This window comes from Marinobacter sp. NSM (genome assembly GCF_052380025.1).
GTDB lineage: Bacteria > Pseudomonadota > Gammaproteobacteria > Pseudomonadales > Oleiphilaceae > Marinobacter.
The window spans coordinates 123,600-141,427 of sequence record NZ_JBQTCK010000007.1 but is presented as its reverse complement, the minus strand read 5'-3'; the positions used below and the strand labels follow the sequence as shown (position 1 = coordinate 141,427).

Here is a 17,828-nt window from a genome sequence, read left to right as displayed (position 1 = left end):
GCCAGCGGGCGGGGAGGGAGGTTAATCCTCCTCTCCCTCTGGATGGTCCAGTCCGAGCTCATTGATCTTCCGGGTCAGCGTATTCCTGCCCCAACCCAGCAGCACAGACGCATCCCGGCGTCTCCCGCCGGTGTGCTTCAGGGCCACTTCGATCATGATTTTTTCAAACTCTGGCACGGCGGTGTCCAGGATCGATTTCTTGCCGCGCTTCAGTTCCTGCTCTGCCCAGTTTTTCAGGCCTTCTTGCCAGGTCTGGCCGGTGGCGCTGTGCTCGCTTTCCGCCTGGTGCAGGAGTTCGGGGGGCAGGTCATCTACGTGAATCTCGCGCCCACTGGCCATCACGGTCAGCCAGCGGCAGGTGTTTTCCAGTTGGCGGACGTTACCGGGCCACGGCAGGGTAGTCAGGTACTCTTCGGCATCCGGGCGCAACAACTTGGGCTCTACCGCCAGTTCTTTGGCGGCCCGTTTCAGGAAGTGCTGCATCAGGCGGGGAATATCTTCCCGCCGTTCCGCCAGCTTGGGCAGGTGCACGCGGATAACGTTCAGGCGGTGGAATAAATCTTCCCGGAAGCTACCTGCCTGCACCAGTTTTTCCAGGTCTTGATGAGTGGCGGCGATGATACGCACATCCACTTTAATCGGGGTGGTGCCGCCTACCCGATAGAATTCGCCATCGGCCAATACTCGCAGCAAACGGGTCTGGGTGTCGGCTGGCATGTCGCCGATCTCGTCCAGGAACAGGGTGCCGCCATTGGCCTGTTCGAACCGCCCCTGGCGGGCTGCGCCGGCGCCGGTGAAGGCACCCTTCTCATGGCCGAACAGTTCAGATTCAATCAGATCCTTGGGGATAGCGGCCATGTTCAGGGCGATGAACGGGTTGCGGGCCCGGGGGCTGTGGTTGTGCAGAGCCTGGGCCACCAGTTCCTTGCCGGTACCGCTCTCACCGTTAATCAATACCGTGATGTTGGAGTGGGACAGGCGGCCGATGGCCCTGAACACTTCCTGCATGGCCGGGGCTTCACCGATGATCTCGGTGTTGCGCTGGGCACTGTCGGCCAGGGGTTCGCTAGCAGCCCGCTTTTCATGACTATGGGCCACAGCGCGTTTCACCAGGGCCACGGCATCGTCTACATCAAAGGGTTTGGGCAGGTATTCGAAGGCACCGGTCTGATAACTGGTGACCGCACTCTCCAGGTCCGAATGGGCGGTCATGATGATCACCGGTACATCCGGATGCTTGTCGACAATCTGTGAAAGCAGGGTGATACCGTCTACTCCGGGCATGCGGATATCGCTGACGATGGCATCGGGCTGTTCGTGCTCCAGCCTCATCATGATGCTTTCGCCGCTGTCGAAAACCCGCGGCTGCATACCGGCCTGGTTCAGGGCGCGTTCCAGCACCCAGCGAATGCTCTTGTCGTCGTCGATAATCCAGACGTTTGCCGGTTGGCTCATTAGTTGTCCTCCAGAGGCAGGAAGATGATAAAGTCGGTTCTTCCGGGCTCGCTCTCACACTCCACCAGCCCTCGGTGCTGGCCGATGATGCTTTGGGTAATAGAAAGGCCAAGGCCGGTTCCTGAAGCCCGGCCACTGATCATGGGATAAAAGATGTTCTGTAGAAGATCCGCCGGAATACCCGGGCCGTTATCAATGATGTCGGCTCGGCACACCAACCGGTGACGACGGTGGCCGATGGTGAACTGGCGAAGCGCACGGGTGCGGAAAGTGATGGTCGGCGGTACATCGGAAGGCGTGCCGCTTTCGTTCTCGAAGGCGGCTTCCATAGCATTGCGGGCGATGTTCAGGAATGCCTGGATCAGTTGTTCCTTGTCGCCCGGGAACTCGGGGATGCTGGGGTCGTAATCCCGTTTCAGGCGGACCCGGCCTTTGCTCTCTGCCTCAACCAGAGTACGAACCCGTTCCAGCACCTCGTGGATATTGGTGGGGGCAATCTTCAACGCCTTGTTGGGGCCGAGCATACGATCGACCAGGCTACGCAGGCGGTCTGCCTCGTCGATGATTACCCGGGTGTATTCGCGCTGGTCTTCGTCGTTCAGCTCCCGGTCAAGCAGTTGAGCCGCGCCTCGAATGCCGCCCAATGGGTTCTTGATTTCGTGGGCCATGCCGCGAACCAGGATCCGGGTGGTCTCCTGTTGGGAGATAATGTCTTCCTCGCGGCTGATGCGCATCAGCCGGTCCCGGGGCTGGATCTCGATCAACAGCTCCATGGGTTCAAGGCTGATGGGTGTCACCGAATAGTCCACCGTCAGCCTTGAGCCGCTCAGTAAAGCGAACTCCGCTTCTCGCCGGGTGTAGGATTGGCCATTGCCTGCTGCCGCATACAAGGTTTTCAGAGCGTCCTCAGAATCAAGCAGAACGTCTTTCAGGGGCAGGCCCTGGCTACGGGTCATGCTGGTTTCAAACAGACTTTCGGCGGCGGGGTTCAGGTAACGGATGGTCAGGTCGTTTCCCAACACCAGAACGGCCGTGGTCAGGCTGTCCAGAATGCTCTTATAACCGCTTCCCAGCGAGATGGATGGTTGGAACGACATGCTTGGTTTCCGTTTTAAACTCATAATGGTTACACCGATTTTGCAAAAAACGAACCAGTTTTGCCTGCTGAGATAAGACGATGGTCTAAGTCCGGGCACAGCAGGGCCCGGAGGGCATCCGGGTGCTGTAGGTTGGTGCAGATGGGGAGCTTGTCGCTACAGGCAGCCGGGGTTTTGCCCCTTCGCTGCCCAAAGTATGGCTTTATCGTGGTGCGGTTGCACTAAAGTAGTGCGTATATATCAGTTCAGGCGCGAAGGTCGGTGAATGGTAAAGGTGATTGGCTGGCCGCTTTTCACCTGTATGCCGTCGCGATCAACAATGTGAACGCCCGCTTGGTGCGTGCCTCGGTCAACGTTACGGACAGTAATGGAGCCTGAAGTGCTTTGGCCAACTGGTTGGCCGTCCAGGGTAACCTCATATCGATGACCGCGCCGCAGGCTGGGGGTGCTACGCACTTCAAAGGTGACGTCGCCGTTGCCACTGTGGAAGGCTTGGTCGTTCTCAGGGGAGACGAGGGAAAGGCTCTCATAGGCTGCACCTTCGCGCTCCACTTCCTCAAGCAGCTGTTCGGTCTCACGCACCGCGTCAGGCTTTGGCAGTGTGATGGTGGTTACCGGTTTAACCTCGATTTCTTCCCCACCCTGCATGGGCTCGTCCGAGAAGGTTACATTGCCCTGGGCATCCACATGGCGGTAAACCTCTGCATGGGCGGATGCGGTGGCCAGCAGTAACAAGCCGGTTGCGAGCGTGAGAGGTGCTTTCATGACAATAACCTGCGGTAGTGAACTGTCTCGATTATCGGCGGCGGATGCGGGCATTTCAACGCCGGAGGGCGATCCCTTGGTTACATATCGTTAAGGGCGCGGGGTGTTTGGTGGGATTTGAGAAAAACGGCACAAAAAAGCCCCGCACGGGGCGGGGCTTTCAAGCCTAGATGCAATGCACCTTATTGGTGCATTGCATTAGCAGGAGTAGTAAAGCTGGAACTCAACCGGATGAGTGGTCATGTTCAGCTTCTCAACTTCACCGCGTTTCAGGTCAATGTAGCCTGCGATCATGTCTTCGGTGAACACGCCGCCACGGGTCAGGAACTCGTGGTCTGCTTCCAGGCAGTCCAGGGCTTCAGACAGAGTCTCTGCAACTTTCGGAATGTTGAGGGCTTCTTCCTTCGGCAGATCATACAGATCCTTATCCATGGCATCGCCAGGGTGGATCTTGTTCTGGATACCGTCCAGACCGGCCATCATAAGAGCGGCGAATGCCAGGTACGGGTTGGCAGACGGGTCAGGGAAGCGAACCTCGATACGACGCGCTTTCGGGCTATTGACGTACGGAATACGGATAGAGGCAGAGCGGTTACGGGCAGAGTAAGCCAGCATAACCGGAGCTTCAAAGCCCGGAACCAGACGCTTGTAGGAGTTGGTAGAGCTGTTAGTGAAGGCGTTAATGGCCTTGGCGTGCTTGATCACACCGCCAATGTAGTAAAGAGCGGCCTCGCTCAGACCAGCATAGCTGTCGCCAGCGAACAGGTTTTTGCCGTCTTTGCTCAGGGACATGTGTACGTGCATGCCGGAACCATTGTCACCCACAACCGGCTTGGGCATGAATGTGGCGGTTTTGCCGTAGGCGTGGGCCACATTGTGCACGCAGTACTTCAGGATCTGAACTTCGTCAGCCTTGCGGGTCAGAGTGTTGGCGCCAACGCCAATTTCACACTGGCCGGCGGTACCCACTTCGTGGTGGTGCACTTCGATGTCCAGGCCCATGGATTCCATAGCTGCACACATGGCGCCACGCAGGTCGTGCAGACTGTCGACCGGTGGAACCGGGAAATAGCCGCCTTTCACGCCTGGGCGGTGGCCGATGTTGTTGCGATCGAAGTCTTCGCCAGAAACCCAGGCAGCTTCTTCAGAATGGATGTGGTAAGACGCGCCTTGCATGTCCACGTTCCATTTAACGGAATCGAACACGAAGAACTCGGGCTCCGGGCCAAAAAGTGCGCCATCGGCGATGCCGGTGGACTTCAGGTACTCTTCGGCACGACGGGCAACAGAGCGGGGGTCGCGCTCATAACCCTGCATGGTAGACGGCTCTACAATGTTGCAGGTGATGTTGACAGTGGTTTCTTCGGTGAACGGATCCAGTACGGCGGTCTCGTCGTCCGGCATCAGGATCATGTCGGATTCGTTGATGCCTTTCCAGCCAGCAATGGAGGAGCCATCAAACATTTTGCCATCTGCAAAGAAATCCTCATCCACCTCGGTGGCGGGCAGGGTAACGTGCTGCTCTTTACCGCGGCTGTCGGTGAAGCGCAGGTCAATCCATTTCACTTCGTGTTCTTTGATCAAATCAATCGTCTTGGACATTGTGCATGCTCCGTAGTGATGTCGTGTTCGTTGTGCCGGATCGTTCAGCGGGCTAAAGCCCGATCTTTTTCAGGTCAGGGCAGCTTAACAGAAGCTGTTGGCTCTTACCTTTCAATTACGGCTGCTCAACGATAAGCAAGGGGCTTGCCAGTTTTTCGTTTTTGCGCCAGAACAGCGCAGCGGCAAGGCTTTGGGGCGATTCTGGCGCACCGGAGTGCAGCTTACAGGCATTGGTTGCACTGAACGTGTGCACTTTATTGGTGCATTGATTATTATCCTGCCTGATAACGGTGCATTAGTCGATTGGTTACATATTAGGCACTATTCTTCATATTATCGACATGGACTTTTCTATATACTGCTCGCCGCTAAATTCTGCAGGATACCCGTTGTGATTGATAAGCTTAGAAACGTTGCCATTATTGCCCACGTTGACCACGGTAAAACCACCCTGGTTGACCAATTGTTGCGCCAGTCTGGAACTTTGGACCGTAAAGAGCTCGAAAACGAGCGCGTTATGGACTCCAACGACCAGGAAAAAGAGCGTGGCATCACCATTCTGGCGAAGAATACCGCGCTGAAATGGAAAGACTACGACATCAACATCGTGGACACCCCGGGGCACGCGGATTTTGGTGGCGAAGTTGAGCGAGTCATGAGCATGGTAGACAGCGTGCTGTTGGTGGTGGATTCCATTGACGGCCCCATGCCGCAAACCCGTTTTGTAACCCAGAAGGCGTTTGCCGCTGGCCTGCGCCCGATTGTGGTAGTGAACAAGATTGACCGCCCGGGTGCGCGCCCGGATTGGGTGGTGGACCAGGTGTTTGATCTGTTTGATAACCTGGGCGCCACTGACGAGCAGTTGGACTTCCCGATTGTTTACGCCAGCGCCCTGAACGGCATTGCCGGCATGGAGCACGAAAACCTGGACGACAACATGGACGCCGTATTCCAGGCGATTGTCGACCACGTGCCCGCGCCCTCCGTAGACCTGGACGGCCCATTCCAGATGCAGATCTCCCAGTTGGACTACAACAGCTTCCTGGGCGTGATCGGTATCGGCCGCATTATGCGTGGCAAGGTCAGAACCAACACTCCGGTGGTGGCTGTTGGTGCCGATGGCAAGAAGCGTAATGGCCGTATCCTGAAGATCATGGGCCACTCCGGCCTGCAGCGCGTGGAAGTGGAAGAGGCCCAGGCTGGCGACATTGTGTGCGTGAGTGGTCTGGATCAGCTGTACATCTCTGATACCTTATGCGATCCCGCCAATGTTGAGGCCCTGCCGGCGCTGACCGTTGACGAACCCACGGTATCCATGACCTTCCAGGTCAACGATTCACCGTTTGCCGGTAAAGAAGGCAAGTACGTGACCAGCCGTAACATCAAGGAACGTCTGGAAAAAGAACTGCTGCACAACGTGGCGCTGCGGGTAGAAGAAGGTGACTCTGCTGACAAGTTCAAGGTCTCCGGCCGGGGTGAGCTGCACTTGTCCGTATTGATCGAGAACATGCGCCGTGAGAACTTCGAGCTGGCCGTGGGCCGCCCGGAGGTCGTAATCAAGGAGATCGACGGCGTCAAGCAGGAGCCGTACGAAAACGTGATCATTGACATTGAAGAGCAGCACCAGGGTTCCATTATGGAACAGATGGGACTGCGCAAGGGCGACATGACCAACATGATCCCGGATGGCAAGGGTCGTATCCGCCTGGAATACACCATTCCCGCCCGTGGCCTGATTGGTTTCCGGAACACCTTCCTGACCATGACCTCTGGTACTGGCATACTGACGTCCACCTTCAGCCACTACGGCCCGATCAAACTGGGTGACGTAACCAGCCGCCAGAATGGTGTGATTGTCTCCATGGCCACGGGCACAGCGCTGACCTACTCGCTGGAAACCCTGCAGAGCCGTGGCAAGCTGTTCCTCGACCCGGGCCAAGAGATCTATGAAGGCCAGCTGTGTGGTATTCACAGCCGTGACAACGACCTGGTGGTTAACCCCACCAAGGGCAAGAAGCTGGACAACATGCGTGCCTCTGGTAAAGACGAAGTGATCGGCCTGGTACCGCCCATCAAGTTCACCCTGGAGCAGGCGCTGGAGTTCATTGATGACGACGAACTGGTAGAGGTAACGCCCAAGTCGATCCGTCTGCGCAAGAAACTGCTGACCGAGAACGAGCGTAAGCGCGCCGGTAAGAAGTAAAAGACTTTATGCCACGGACAACACGGACGCACACGGACACTTTAAGGAAAGAACTGCTCATTCGTCCGTGAACGTCCGCGTTGTCCGTGGCTGATATTCTTTGTTTTGGTTTTTCGTGTTTCCTCAAGCGTTACCGTGATTCCCTTCGCTAATCTCAGCTAGACTACCGTTATCCCTGAAACGGAGTTCGTCATGCTGAGCCTGTATCCCGAAATCCAGCCTTACGCCCGTCATCACCTGACGGTGGAAGAGCCCCACGAGCTTTACCTTGAAGAATCCGGCAACCCGGAGGGTATCCCTGTGTTGGTGGTTCATGGCGGTCCCGGTGGCGGATGTGAGGATAATCACCGGCGATATTTCGATGCCGAACGCTTCCGCATCATTCTGATGGACCAGCGTGGAGCGGGACGCTCCACCCCGTTGGCGGAGCTGGAAGGCAATAGCACCGACAAGTTGGTGGAGGACATGGAAACCGTTCGCCAGTTTCTGGGTGTTGATCGCTGGTTGCTGTTCGGTGGCAGTTGGGGCTCAACGTTAAGCCTGGTGTATGCTCAGACCTACCCGGAGCGGGTCTCCGGGCTGGTGCTCCGGGGGATTTTTCTGTGCCGGCCCCAAGACATCCACTGGTTTTATCAGGAAGGCGCCAGCCGGGTGTTTCCGGATTACTGGCAGGATTTCGTCTCGCCAATCCCTGAAACTGAGCGCGAGGATCTGGTGTCGGCTTATTACCGCAGGCTGACCAGTTCCAACGAGCTGGAGCAGATTCAGGCAGCAAAGGCCTGGTCAGTCTGGGAAGGACGTTGCGCTACCCTGCATCCCAACCCTCGGGTGGTTGAGCGTTTCGCGCACCCCCATGTAGCGATTGCTCTGGCGCGAATTGAATGCCACTACTTTGTGAATCAGGCGTTTTTGACGCCAGACCAGATCGTGCACAATGCCGCGAGGCTTTCAGGCATACCCGCTGTGATCGTCCACGGCCGCTACGATATGGTGTGCCCGCTGGATAACGCTCTGGCGCTGAGCCAGGCCTGGCCGGAAGCAGACCTTCGCATTATCCGCGATGCGGGGCACTCCGCGTCTGAGCCTGCCATTGTCGATGCACTGATTCGGGCTGTTGAGGATGTGGTGTCACAAACTGACTCGCCCGCCGGGTGACTGGATTGTCTTTTCTTGATTTGAGGGGTTGCGGCCGGTGTTGCGCGCCGATACACTCTCGACGTTTCTGATTTTTAACCCTCAAAGTTGCTGCTCAAGGGATTGAATGAAAGGACTTATCCAGCGAGTATCAGAAGCCAGCGTAACGGTTGACGGCCGGAAAATTGCCAGCATTGGCAATGGGCTTCTGTTGCTGCTGGGCGTTGAGAGGGATGACACACCCCATGAGGCAAAGGAACTGTGCCGAAAAATTCTCTCCTACCGGGTTTTTCCGGATGAACAAGGCCGTATGAATGTTAACGTTCAGGATGCGGGTGGCTCAATCCTTGTTGTTCCTCAGTTTACGCTTGCGGCTGACACCAGCTCAGGTACGCGTCCGGGTTTTTCCCTGGCCGCTGCACCAGAGCTGGCGGATTCATTGTATTGCGAGTTCCTTTTGAGTGCTCGTAAACAGATGGGGCGTGAGCGTGTGGAGGAGGGAGAGTTCGGTGCCGATATGAAAGTGTCCCTGACCAATGACGGGCCGGTCACTTTCTTGTTGGAGGTTGCCCGGAAACATTAATGCCCTGAAATGTTGCATCCAGCGTTTGAGTGCGCGCTTGTGGTGCTGGTTTGTGGGATATACGATTCGCCAAAGTTGCCATGATGCAGGTTGGTTGTATTTAACCGGTTGTTTCGGAAAAGAAAAAATAGTTCTGGCCTCGAATTTGAGTGATGTGCCCACCGAAAAGCGGAAGAACTTTTGGACATAAAGGGTTGCCTTGCAGGCACCAAAAAGGCTAAAAACCGGCTACTAAAAATTTGCAAAAATACATCCTTTGTATTAAAACAGGTTCATCACTAAGAGCTTTAAGAAAAGCTGTTAAGTGGTTGAGATGTAAAGGCTCAGTCTAGTCGATTGGGTCTCATAAAAAGAAAAAATGTCGTGCCCCGCAGGATACAAACGGGAGGCGATCAGGAGTCCGGCAAGTGCAGTGAAGACTGTTTTTGCCAGCAAAAATCGGGGTTTAGAACCCGTCGAAAACCTGAGTTAACTCAAAAAGGAAGACGCAACATGAAAAAAACTATCCTTGCTTCTGCTATCGCAGCTGCAACTTTCTCTGGCGCTGCTCTGGCCCAGGAAAGCAACCTGCCGACTGTTTACGGTAATATTCAGTACGCTATCTCCCATGAGAATGTCGATGGTGCCGGCTCAAAGATTGAGCACTTCGACAATGGCTCAACGCTGGGCGTAGTGCATGACCACGAAATCGCTCCAGGAATAACCGGTTTTTTCAAGCTTGAGCTTGATGGCTTTGATGCCGATGACAAAGACAAAGAGACGTCTGCGACGCTGGACGAGGCTTACATTGGTGTAAAAGGTGACAGCTTCGGTCAACTTTGGGTAGGTTCTGACGATTCTATCTACGAGAGTGCGGTTGACGAGATTGGGGAATTTTACGAGATCGGTTCTGACATTTCCAACAACTACAGCACTGGCGAAGGCGACCTGGTTCAGTATCTGTCCCCGAGCTTTGGTGGGCTGACACTGGGCGCTGCGGTTCAAGTCAACGGTGACAACGACACCAAGGGTACTGGCAAGAAATCATACCCGTACCAGCTGGCGGCGATGTACAACGTTGATGCACTGGAACTGGCCTTTGCAGTTGACTCAAATGACAACGGTGATGGCAACAACGAAAACTCCTACGGTCTGCGTGCCAGCTATAACCTCGACAACCTGCGCCTGACCGGTCAGTTCGAGACCCGTAAGGACATTGCAGACACCTTTGGTGTGATGGGCGTTTACACTCTGGGCGCGAACCAATTCGCACTGTCTTACCAGCTTAGAGATTTGGACTCTGGTGACAAGAACGACACCATTACGCTGCAAGCTTTGCATAACCTGTCCGATCACATGTACGTATACTTTGAAGGCTATCTGAGCAATGCCGACGAAGAAATCTACGATATTGCCGGTGAGCCGGGCGCTGGTGACGAGAAGTCCATCGCCGCTATCGGTGCTGTTTACTACTTCTGATCAGCTAACCAGCTAATCAAGTAGTCTCAAAAACCGGTGACTCAGGTCACCGGTTTTTGTATTTTTAGGAGCCCGTTTTCTTGGAGTCTGTCATGGCCGTCGAACTTGAAATCAAGCTGACCCTATCGAAACGGGCGCAGGCGCAAGCCCTGGAGTGGTTGCTTGCGCAGCCTGAGGCCAAGCCTGGTGGTCAAAAACTCCTGGCGAATCGCTACTACGACACGCCGGACGCAGCGCTCAACAGGGCCAGGGCGGCACTTCGTGTAAGGCAATCCGGAAATCGCTACATTCAGACTCTGAAAACCCAGGGCGAATTTGTAGATGGCGCCCATCGCCGGCAGGAGTGGGAGTGGTCGCTGCCGGGGCCTGAGCTGGATCTGTCGCTGCTCGAAAGTACGCCCTTGAAACAACTGCTGGATCTACAGAAACTCCAAGTGGCTTTCGAAACCAACTTCAACCGTCAGGTGGTCATGCTGGAAACCGCGGATGCGGTTGTTGAAGTGGCGGCAGACTCCGGCGAGATTATGGGCGGCGGGAAGTCTCGAGCGCTCCACGAAGTGGAGTTCGAGCTGAAATCCGGAAACCCAGCAGCACTGATGTCCTGGGCCCGGATGTTGGCAGATGAAGTGCCAGTGTTTCTGAACCTGGTGAGCAAAGCCGAGCAGGGATACTACCTGGCCGGAATCTATCGGCCGGAACTGGACCCGCACCCTGGCGAGTTGTCTGTCACGGAGTTTCTCCAACAACTCAGTCTCAGTTGGCTTCTGCAAAAACCGCTAAACTGTCCAGAGCCTGCTCTGCTGAGGGTAAAAAACGCGGCTATACAAGCGGGAGTGCAAGCGCTGTGGGATGAAATTCAGCCAATAATAGGCCAATACGCTTTGCCAGAGCTGATAGATAAAGCGCCCCGTCTTGGAGCGCTTCAGTTGGCATTGGCAGCGTCTGCCACTAACTGAGTCCGAGCAGGGCCGTGGCCACGCTGAAGTAAATCAGCACACCACTAACATCGGCAATGGTGGTAATCAGCGGGGTACTGGCCGTTGCCGGGTCAAACTTCAGCTTGTCCAGCAGGAAAGGCAGCAGCATGCCGATCAGGCTGCCCACCATCACCACGGCGATCATGGTGACCGCTACCACAAATGCAATTTCCGGCCCTGCCCGCAGAAAGCCAACCGCCATCACCGCAATGGCCATGGTAATGCCAAGAGCACTGGCTACCAGGGTTTCTTTGCCTAGCAGTTTGCCCCAGTCGGCTACCGTGACATCGCCGGTGGCCATACCCCGTACCATCAGCGTGGCGGACTGCGCCCCGGCGTTACCGGCACTGGCCACCAGCAGGGGCATGAAGAACAGCAGGGCAATGTGCTCGGAAATAATCTCCTCAAAGTAGGCTATGCCCGCGCCGGTGAATATATTGGCAAACACCAGAATTACCAGCCACTGAACCCGGGATCGATAAAGAGAGAACGGTGTTGCGTCTCTCAGACTGGTTTCGAGCTTGCCGACCGTGGCGCCTTTGTGAATGTCTTCGGTGGCTTCTTCTTCGGCAACATCCATGGCGTCATCGTAGGTGACAATGCCCACCAGCCGGTCGTCGTGATCCAGAATTGGCAGTGCCAGCAAGTCGTAGCGTGATATCAGTCGGGCCACTTCTTCCTGAGGGGTGTCGGTGCTGGCGGTCACGAGACCAGTGGCAATCAGGTCGTCTACGGGCGTGCCAGGCATGGCGGTAATCAGGTTCCGAAGGGAGACAGCCCCCACCAGTTTGTGCTGATTGTCGATCACGTAGGCCTGGTAAATGGTCTCTTTATCCGGCGCGGTGTTTCGGAGCAGGTTAATGGCCGCGCTGGCCGACATGCCGGTGCTGATCACCGCGTATTCCGAGCTCATCAGGGCGCCGGCGGTGCCTTCCTCAAAGCTTGCCAGGCGCCTAAGGTCTTCGCGTTCCTTGCTGGCGAGGGATTGGAACAGGGTGTGTTGACGGTTCTCATCCAGCAGGTTGAAGAAGTCGGCCCGTTCATCGGAGGGCATGGCGGTTACCAGCTCCGCCAGGTCTCGGGTGGGCAAGAGCTCCGCGATCAACGTTTGGGTGTTGGGGCCGATATACCCGAAGACTTTGGCGCTTTGCTCTGTTGTCAGGGCCCTAAGCAGGCGAACGCCTTCCTCGTTGTCCGGGTTTTCCTCAACAAACTCCGCGAGGTCGGCGGCATTGAACGTGGCCGCTGCCGCCTGAATCTGCGCCTGGTCGTCTGTGGCGATGGCCTCAAATAGGGGCTGATAGAATTCGGAGTCCAGGTAAGACATTGCTGACCTTACTCTTCCGGGTCGCTTGTTTCGGCTTTCTGCTCGTTGTCCTTGTGCAGTTCTCGCCACTGTTTGAGAAATTCCCGATACCGGTCCAACGCTTCCTCAACCACTGCCACCTCTGGCGTGTCGGTTGACCGGACCAATACAATCAACCCTTTGCCTTCGACTTCCTTGTTTGTTTCCGGGTGGCAGATCACTTCGTTGTCGTGGTCGATGTAGGCCAGGGCCGTACCAATACCATGCCGCACAAGAGCGCTGACAATGTCTGCCCAGATAAGGTCGTCCAGTTCCAGGTCATAACGGTGGGGGTGGTCGCGTTCGTAATTGAACATGTCCTCCAGCACCTTCTCGGAACCTGGTGCCACCACGGAGCGAACCATGATCTCAGGGTAGGTGCGGACCGGACGGATGGTAGTGCGCACCCCAAGGGCTTTGAACCGGTCACGGTTGTGATCGCTCACGCATTCCACCGTGGTTCGCCCGCCCAGGTTGGATTCTACCAACCTGTGGGCGATATCGAAGGTCAGGCTGTCCGAGAACGGATCGGATTCGTCTGCGGCGAGCACAATGATGTGTTTCGCGCTGCCGGCATGGACCGCTTTCAGGGCCTCCGGATCGTTTCCCGAACCGTGGAAGTGCACCATTCCGCAATCGGAGAGTTCTGCAGGTAACCCCCCCGGAAACTGCCGGGTCAGCAGCATGATGGGTACCGTATGGTATTCGGGTACCGAGCGGATCTGGGAGGCAAAGCGCATAAAGTATTGCTTGCCGCCACTGCGTGGGGTGTTGATGATTACGATGTGATCTTTCATGTTGTAAATCCAGCGTCCGGTCAGGATTCGTTCACGGCGGTAGAACCGGTATTCAATATAATCGCTGACAATCAGTGTCAGCAGGGTGATGGCACTGATAAACATCAGCAGGATGGTGCTCAGGCGGCCGATGGTGGTTTCCGGGGCGAAATCGCCGTAGCCCACGGTAACTAGAGTGGTCATGGTCATCCATGTGGCTTCAAACAGTGAAAGCGGCTCCGCCGCCCAGATAATCAGGATTTGGGCGACCAGCAGGCTACCCAGGACGAAAAACAGTCTACGCATGCGACTGAGGATAAGGCTACCCATGGGCAGGTGAGACTGGGCATGTTCCGGATTCAGCGGGCGGCGATTGCGCATCATAGAGTTGGCGTGCCTGTTCAGTCCTTGGCGAGTTCGTTATACAGTACCGGAAATATATCAGAGAGACAGGGGTTTGCGTTATGTCTGAGCCTTGGGGTTCATTGCCGGCGGATTTGGTCAACGATGTGTCGGGATGCTGGGCATCGATATTCCCGGATGAAACTCCGGGCTGGTTGGCCAATGAGGCGGGCCTCTCTGACGCGGATATTGCCGAAGCCTTTGCCCGGAGCCTGTTCCTGCGGCAAACCCTTGAGCGGCACCCGGAGCAGGTTCGCTCAGCGGTGCGGGCCAGGCCATTGCAGGAACCCACCACCGAAGCCTGGCTGGTGGAGCGTTGGGCTTGTTTTCGAGACTCTGTCGACTCTGAACCGGCTCTGCATGCAGCCCTCAGGCAATTCCGGCGTGAAGTTCAGTTCCGGATTATCTGGCGAGATTTGCTGAAGTGGGCCGATCTTCAGGAAACCATTTCGGCCACCAGCGCCTTTGCCGATACCTGTATTGATGGGGCGCTGGACTGGCTGTACGAGCAGGCCTGCGAGGAATCCGGCACGCCCTGGGGCCGAGACCCGGTAACCGGCGAGGAGGCTCCCCAGAGAATGGTGGTGCTGGGCATGGGCAAACTCGGTGGCCGCGAACTGAATGTCTCCTCCGACATTGACCTTATCTTTGCCTTCCCGGGCAAGGGCGAGACCCGGGGAGGCCGGCGGGCCCTGGATAACCAGCAGTTCTTTATCCGCCTTGGCCAGAAGCTGATACAGGCGCTGGACCAGATCACCGCCGACGGTTTCGTGTTCCGGGTGGATATGCGCTTGCGCCCCTATGGCCAGAGCGGCGCCCTGGCCCTGAGCTTTGCCGCGCTGGAGACCTATTATCAGGATCAGGGCAGAGACTGGGAACGCTATGCCATGGTCAAGGCCCGGGTAGTGGCGGGCGACCAGCGGGCCGGGGAAGTGCTGATGGCCAGCCTGCGGCCTTTTGTGTACCGAAAGTACATTGATTTCAGCGCCTTTGAGTCGCTGAGAAACATGAAGGCCATGATCAGCCGGGAAGTGCGCCGCAAGGGGCTTGAAAACAACATCAAGCTGGGCAGCGGTGGCATCCGTGAAATTGAATTCGTTGTGCAGGCGTTCCAGCTGATTCGGGGCGGCCGCGACCGGGAACTCCAGCAGCGGGAATTGCAGGTAATCCTGAAAGAGCTGGAGGAGCTGGAGTTGCTGCCCTCTGCCGTGGTCCGGGAGCTACGGGATGCCTATGTGTTCCTGAGGAATCTCGAGCATGCCCTGCAGGGCATGGAAGACAAGCAAACCCAGGAGCTGCCAGGCGATGCCCTGTCACAGGCCCGGGTCGCCCGGATTATGGGGTATGCAGACTGGTCGGACTGCCTGCAATCACTGAATGATCATCGCGAGCGGGTGGCCACGCATTTTTCCAACATCATTGCGTCGGATGAAGACGAGCAGGAAGGCGATGTTGGCATCGAGGATGGCTGGTTCGAGCTCTGGCTGGCAGAAATGGAGGCGCCCGCTGCTGCGGAATGGCTGGCGGAGCAGGGATTCGAACGCCCCGAAGACAGCTGCCAGAAACTGACCGACCTGCGTGACAGCCGCACAGTGCAAACCCTGCAAACCCAGGGGCGCCGGCGCCTGAATGAATTCATGCCATTGCTGCTGAGTGCCCTGACCGATGTAGAGAATCCTTCAGAAACACTGGAGCGAGTGCTACAGCTTGTTGAAGCCATTCTTCGCCGCACCGCGTATATGGTGTTGTTGCTGGAGAACCCCGGAGCCCTGACCCAACTGGTACGCCTGTGCAGCGACAGCCCCTGGATTGCGAGCCTGCTGGCGGAAACTCCGCTGTTGCTGGACGAACTGCTGAACACGGAAAGTCTGTATACCCCTCCGGCCAAGGAAGAATTGCAGGATGACCTGCGCCAGCAAATGCTGCGGATTCCCTATGAAGACCTGGAAGAGCAGATGGAATCGCTGCGGTATTTCAAAAAGGCCCATGTGCTGCGGGTGGCTGCCTCTGAGATCAAAGGCACCCTGCCGTTGATGAAAGTGAGTGATTACCTCACCTGGATAGCCGAAGTGGTGCTGGACCACGTGGTGGACGTGGCGTTCGCAAACCTGGTGAGCCGGCACGGCTATCCGCGCCGGGCTGATGGCTCCGCCTGTGATACCGACTTCGCCATCATTGGCTATGGCAAGCTCGGCGGCATCGAGTTGGGTTACACCTCAGATCTGGATCTGGTTTTTGTGCACCAGGCAGACCCTGAACTGGCCACTGACGGCGACAAGCCCATCGACAATGCTGTGTTCTATACCCGCCTCGGCCAGCGCATTGTCCACATCCTCAGCACCCAGACCCCGTCCGGCCAGTTGTACGAAGTGGATATGCGGCTGCGCCCTTCGGGCAATTCCGGGTTGCTGGTCAGCACCTTGCAGGCCTTTGAGAAATACCAGCGGAATGATGCCTGGACCTGGGAGCATCAGGCTCTGGCCCGGGCCCGTGGGGTGGCCGGCTGCCCGGATACCCTGAAAGCCTTTGAAGCCATTCGCCATAACATTCTTTGCCAGCCACGAGATAAGCGGGCACTGCGCAACGAAGTGGTGGATATGCGGGAAAAAATGCGTGGCAATCTTGGTACGCCCGAGGCCAGGCGGGCAGAGGTGTTCCACATCAAGCACGACAACGGCGGCATTGTTGACATCGAGTTCCTGGTGCAATACCTGATGCTGGCCTGGAGCGGAGAGCATCCTGAGCTGACCCAGTGGAGTGACAACATCCGGCAGATGGAAGAGCTGGGCCGTGCCGGTGTGATGGCGGTGGAGGATACTGAAAAGCTCAGGGAGGTGTTCATAACCCTGAGATCCACCATCCATCGGCGGGCGCTGCAGAACCTGAACAGCCAGGTGGAGGGAGACGCCTTTCCCGATGAGCGGGCTTACATACGATCCATGTGGGAAAAAGTGATGCTCGCCGGTTAAGCAACATTCAATTCCGGCGGAGAATCCTGCTAGAATGCCGATTCCCCGAAAACCGCTTTTTTTAGGAGCAGAACAGAATGTCGATGGCTGACCGCGATGGCGTTATCTGGCTGGACGGAGAAATGGTTCCCTGGCGTGATGCCAAGACCCACGTCCTCACCCACACCCTGCATTACGGCCTGGGCTGTTTTGAAGGCGTGCGTGCGTACAACACCGCGAACGGCCCGGCGATTTTTCGCCTGAAAGAGCACACCGACCGCCTGTTCCGTTCTGCTCATATCCTGAACATGAAGATGCCGTTCAGCAAGGATGAGATCAACGAAGCCCAGCGTGCAGCGGTGCGTGAAAACAACCTGGACGAAGCCTACCTGCGCCCCATGGCGTTTCTGGGCTCCGAAGGCATGGGCCTGCGCGCCGATAACCTGAAAGTGCACGTAATGGTTGCCGCCTGGAGCTGGCCGTCTTACATGTCGCCGGAAGCCAAAGAGCTGGGCATCAAGGTGCGCACCTCCTCTTACACCCGCCACCATGTGAATATCACCATGTGTAAGGCGAAGGCCAACGGTAACTACATCAACTCCATGCTGGCCCTGAACGAAGCCATATCCGGCGGCGCTGAAGAAGCTCTGCTGCTGGATAACGAAGGCTACGTGGCTGAAGGTTCCGGCGAGAACATCTTCATCGTGCGTGACGGTGTACTCCACACTCCGGAGCTGACCTCCTGCCTGGAAGGCATCACCCGAGCCACCATCATCGACTTCGCCAAAGATCTGGGCCTGCAGGTGAAAGAGCGCCGCATCACCCGTGACGAAGTTTACGTGGCCGAAGAAGCCTTCTTCACCGGCACCGCCGCCGAAGTACTGCCCATCCGCGAGCTGGATGGCCGCCAGATTGGTGAAGGCAAGCGCGGGCCGATTACCGAAAAGCTGCAGAGTATGTATTTTGATGCGGTTAAGGGGAAGTTGGCTGCGCATCAGGAGTGGCTGACGGCAGTTCGCTAACCAGTAAAGAGTTTTCGATCACTAAAGGAGCCGCCCTGAAGTTTCCCGTGGGGCGGCTTTT

The 17,828-nt window shown here is 56.7% G+C and carries 13 protein-coding genes; 7 read left to right on the top strand and 6 right to left on the bottom strand.

The genetic code is table 11. The features are described from left to right. Positions 1–21: 21 nt before the first annotated feature. From ntrC to glnA, 4 genes are all read right to left on the bottom strand, one after another. Positions 22–1,455, bottom strand: a complete 1,434-nt coding sequence (gene ntrC / locus ACTZWX_RS15155) for a nitrogen regulation protein NR(I) (RefSeq protein ID WP_444714655.1) — start codon at positions 1,453–1,455, stop codon at positions 22–24. Then, positions 1,455–2,552: a nitrogen regulation protein NR(II) gene (gene glnL / locus ACTZWX_RS15150; protein ID WP_444714654.1), complete on the bottom strand. Its 1,098-nt coding sequence runs from the start codon at positions 2,550–2,552 to the stop codon at positions 1,455–1,457. Before glnL ends, ntrC begins: the two co-directional genes overlap by 1 nt. A 240-nt stretch (positions 2,553–2,792) precedes the next feature. Then, entirely contained in the window at positions 2,793–3,317 is a 525-nt protein-coding gene (locus ACTZWX_RS15145) for a DUF4124 domain-containing protein (protein ID WP_444714653.1), read from the bottom strand. Between the two features lie 198 nt (positions 3,318–3,515). Beyond that, a complete protein-coding gene (glnA, locus tag ACTZWX_RS15140; RefSeq protein ID WP_444714652.1) occupies positions 3,516–4,919 on the bottom strand; it encodes a glutamate--ammonia ligase in 1,404 nt (467 codons plus the stop codon). Positions 4,920–5,310: 391 nt separating this feature from the next. Here glnA and typA point away from each other — a divergent pair, with 391 nt between their 5' ends. The 5 genes from typA to ACTZWX_RS15115 all read left to right on the top strand — a co-directional run bounded on the left by typA (position 5,311) and on the right by ACTZWX_RS15115 (position 11,253). Then, complete coding sequence (gene typA, locus ACTZWX_RS15135) at positions 5,311–7,122, top strand: translational GTPase TypA (RefSeq protein ID WP_072678372.1); 1,812 nt, start codon at positions 5,311–5,313, stop codon at positions 7,120–7,122. A gap of 192 nt (positions 7,123–7,314) precedes the next feature. Further along, the gene (pip, locus tag ACTZWX_RS15130; RefSeq protein WP_444714651.1) at positions 7,315–8,277 is read left to right on the top strand and encodes a prolyl aminopeptidase; all 963 of its coding nucleotides are present in this window, start codon (positions 7,315–7,317) and stop codon (positions 8,275–8,277) included. Between the two features lie 106 nt (positions 8,278–8,383). Beyond that, on the top strand, positions 8,384–8,839 hold the full coding sequence (gene dtd, locus ACTZWX_RS15125; protein WP_444714650.1) for a D-aminoacyl-tRNA deacylase: 456 nt from the start codon (positions 8,384–8,386) through the stop codon (positions 8,837–8,839). A gap of 492 nt (positions 8,840–9,331) precedes the next feature. Beyond that, entirely contained in the window at positions 9,332–10,297 is a 966-nt protein-coding gene (locus ACTZWX_RS15120) for a porin (protein WP_444714649.1), read from the top strand. Between the two features lie 92 nt (positions 10,298–10,389). Beyond that, positions 10,390–11,253: a CYTH domain-containing protein gene (locus ACTZWX_RS15115; RefSeq protein WP_444714648.1), complete on the top strand. Its 864-nt coding sequence runs from the start codon at positions 10,390–10,392 to the stop codon at positions 11,251–11,253. On the opposite strand, the gene mgtE is transcribed toward ACTZWX_RS15115, so the two are convergent. Together mgtE and ACTZWX_RS15105 are read right to left on the bottom strand one after the other, a co-directional pair. Beyond that, positions 11,246–12,601 (bottom strand): magnesium transporter, encoded by a 1,356-nt coding sequence (mgtE, locus tag ACTZWX_RS15110; protein ID WP_444714647.1) that lies wholly within the window; start codon positions 12,599–12,601, stop codon positions 11,246–11,248. The two genes, ACTZWX_RS15115 and mgtE, sit on opposite strands and share 8 nt — an antisense overlap. 8 nt (positions 12,602–12,609) lie before the next feature. Then, a complete protein-coding gene (locus ACTZWX_RS15105; RefSeq protein WP_444714646.1) occupies positions 12,610–13,779 on the bottom strand; it encodes a potassium channel family protein in 1,170 nt (389 codons plus the stop codon). 80 nt (positions 13,780–13,859) lie between these two features. On the opposite strand from ACTZWX_RS15105, the gene glnE reads away from it, so the two are divergent. Next, complete coding sequence (gene glnE / locus ACTZWX_RS15100; RefSeq protein WP_444714645.1) at positions 13,860–16,766, top strand: bifunctional [glutamate--ammonia ligase]-adenylyl-L-tyrosine phosphorylase/[glutamate--ammonia-ligase] adenylyltransferase; 2,907 nt, start codon at positions 13,860–13,862, stop codon at positions 16,764–16,766. Between the two features lie 77 nt (positions 16,767–16,843). Further along, a complete protein-coding gene (locus ACTZWX_RS15095) occupies positions 16,844–17,767 on the top strand; it encodes a branched-chain amino acid transaminase (RefSeq protein WP_072678366.1) in 924 nt (307 codons plus the stop codon). Positions 17,768–17,828: the final 61 nt, after the last annotated feature.

Bases quoted from the DNA above. Each gene is read 5' to 3' on its own strand.
- ACTZWX_RS15115 (WP_444714648.1), top strand. From the start codon at position 10,390: ATGGCCGTCGAACTTGAAATCAAGCTGACCCTATCGAAACGGGCGCAG.
- glnL (WP_444714654.1), bottom strand. From the start codon at position 2,552: ATGTCGTTCCAACCATCCATCTCGCTGGGAAGCGGTTATAAGAGCATT.
- glnA (WP_444714652.1), bottom strand. From the start codon at position 4,919: ATGTCCAAGACGATTGATTTGATCAAAGAACACGAAGTGAAATGGATT.
- mgtE (WP_444714647.1), bottom strand. From the start codon at position 12,601: ATGTCTTACCTGGACTCCGAATTCTATCAGCCCCTATTTGAGGCCATC.
- ACTZWX_RS15105 (WP_444714646.1), bottom strand. From the start codon at position 13,779: ATGATGCGCAATCGCCGCCCGCTGAATCCGGAACATGCCCAGTCTCAC.
- ACTZWX_RS15095 (WP_072678366.1), top strand. From the start codon at position 16,844: ATGTCGATGGCTGACCGCGATGGCGTTATCTGGCTGGACGGAGAAATG.
- glnE (WP_444714645.1), top strand. From the start codon at position 13,860: ATGTCTGAGCCTTGGGGTTCATTGCCGGCGGATTTGGTCAACGATGTG.
- ntrC (WP_444714655.1), bottom strand. From the start codon at position 1,455: ATGAGCCAACCGGCAAACGTCTGGATTATCGACGACGACAAGAGCATT.
- ACTZWX_RS15145 (WP_444714653.1), bottom strand. From the start codon at position 3,317: ATGAAAGCACCTCTCACGCTCGCAACCGGCTTGTTACTGCTGGCCACC.
- dtd (WP_444714650.1), top strand. From the start codon at position 8,384: ATGAAAGGACTTATCCAGCGAGTATCAGAAGCCAGCGTAACGGTTGAC.
- ACTZWX_RS15120 (WP_444714649.1), top strand. From the start codon at position 9,332: ATGAAAAAAACTATCCTTGCTTCTGCTATCGCAGCTGCAACTTTCTCT.
- pip (WP_444714651.1), top strand. From the start codon at position 7,315: ATGCTGAGCCTGTATCCCGAAATCCAGCCTTACGCCCGTCATCACCTG.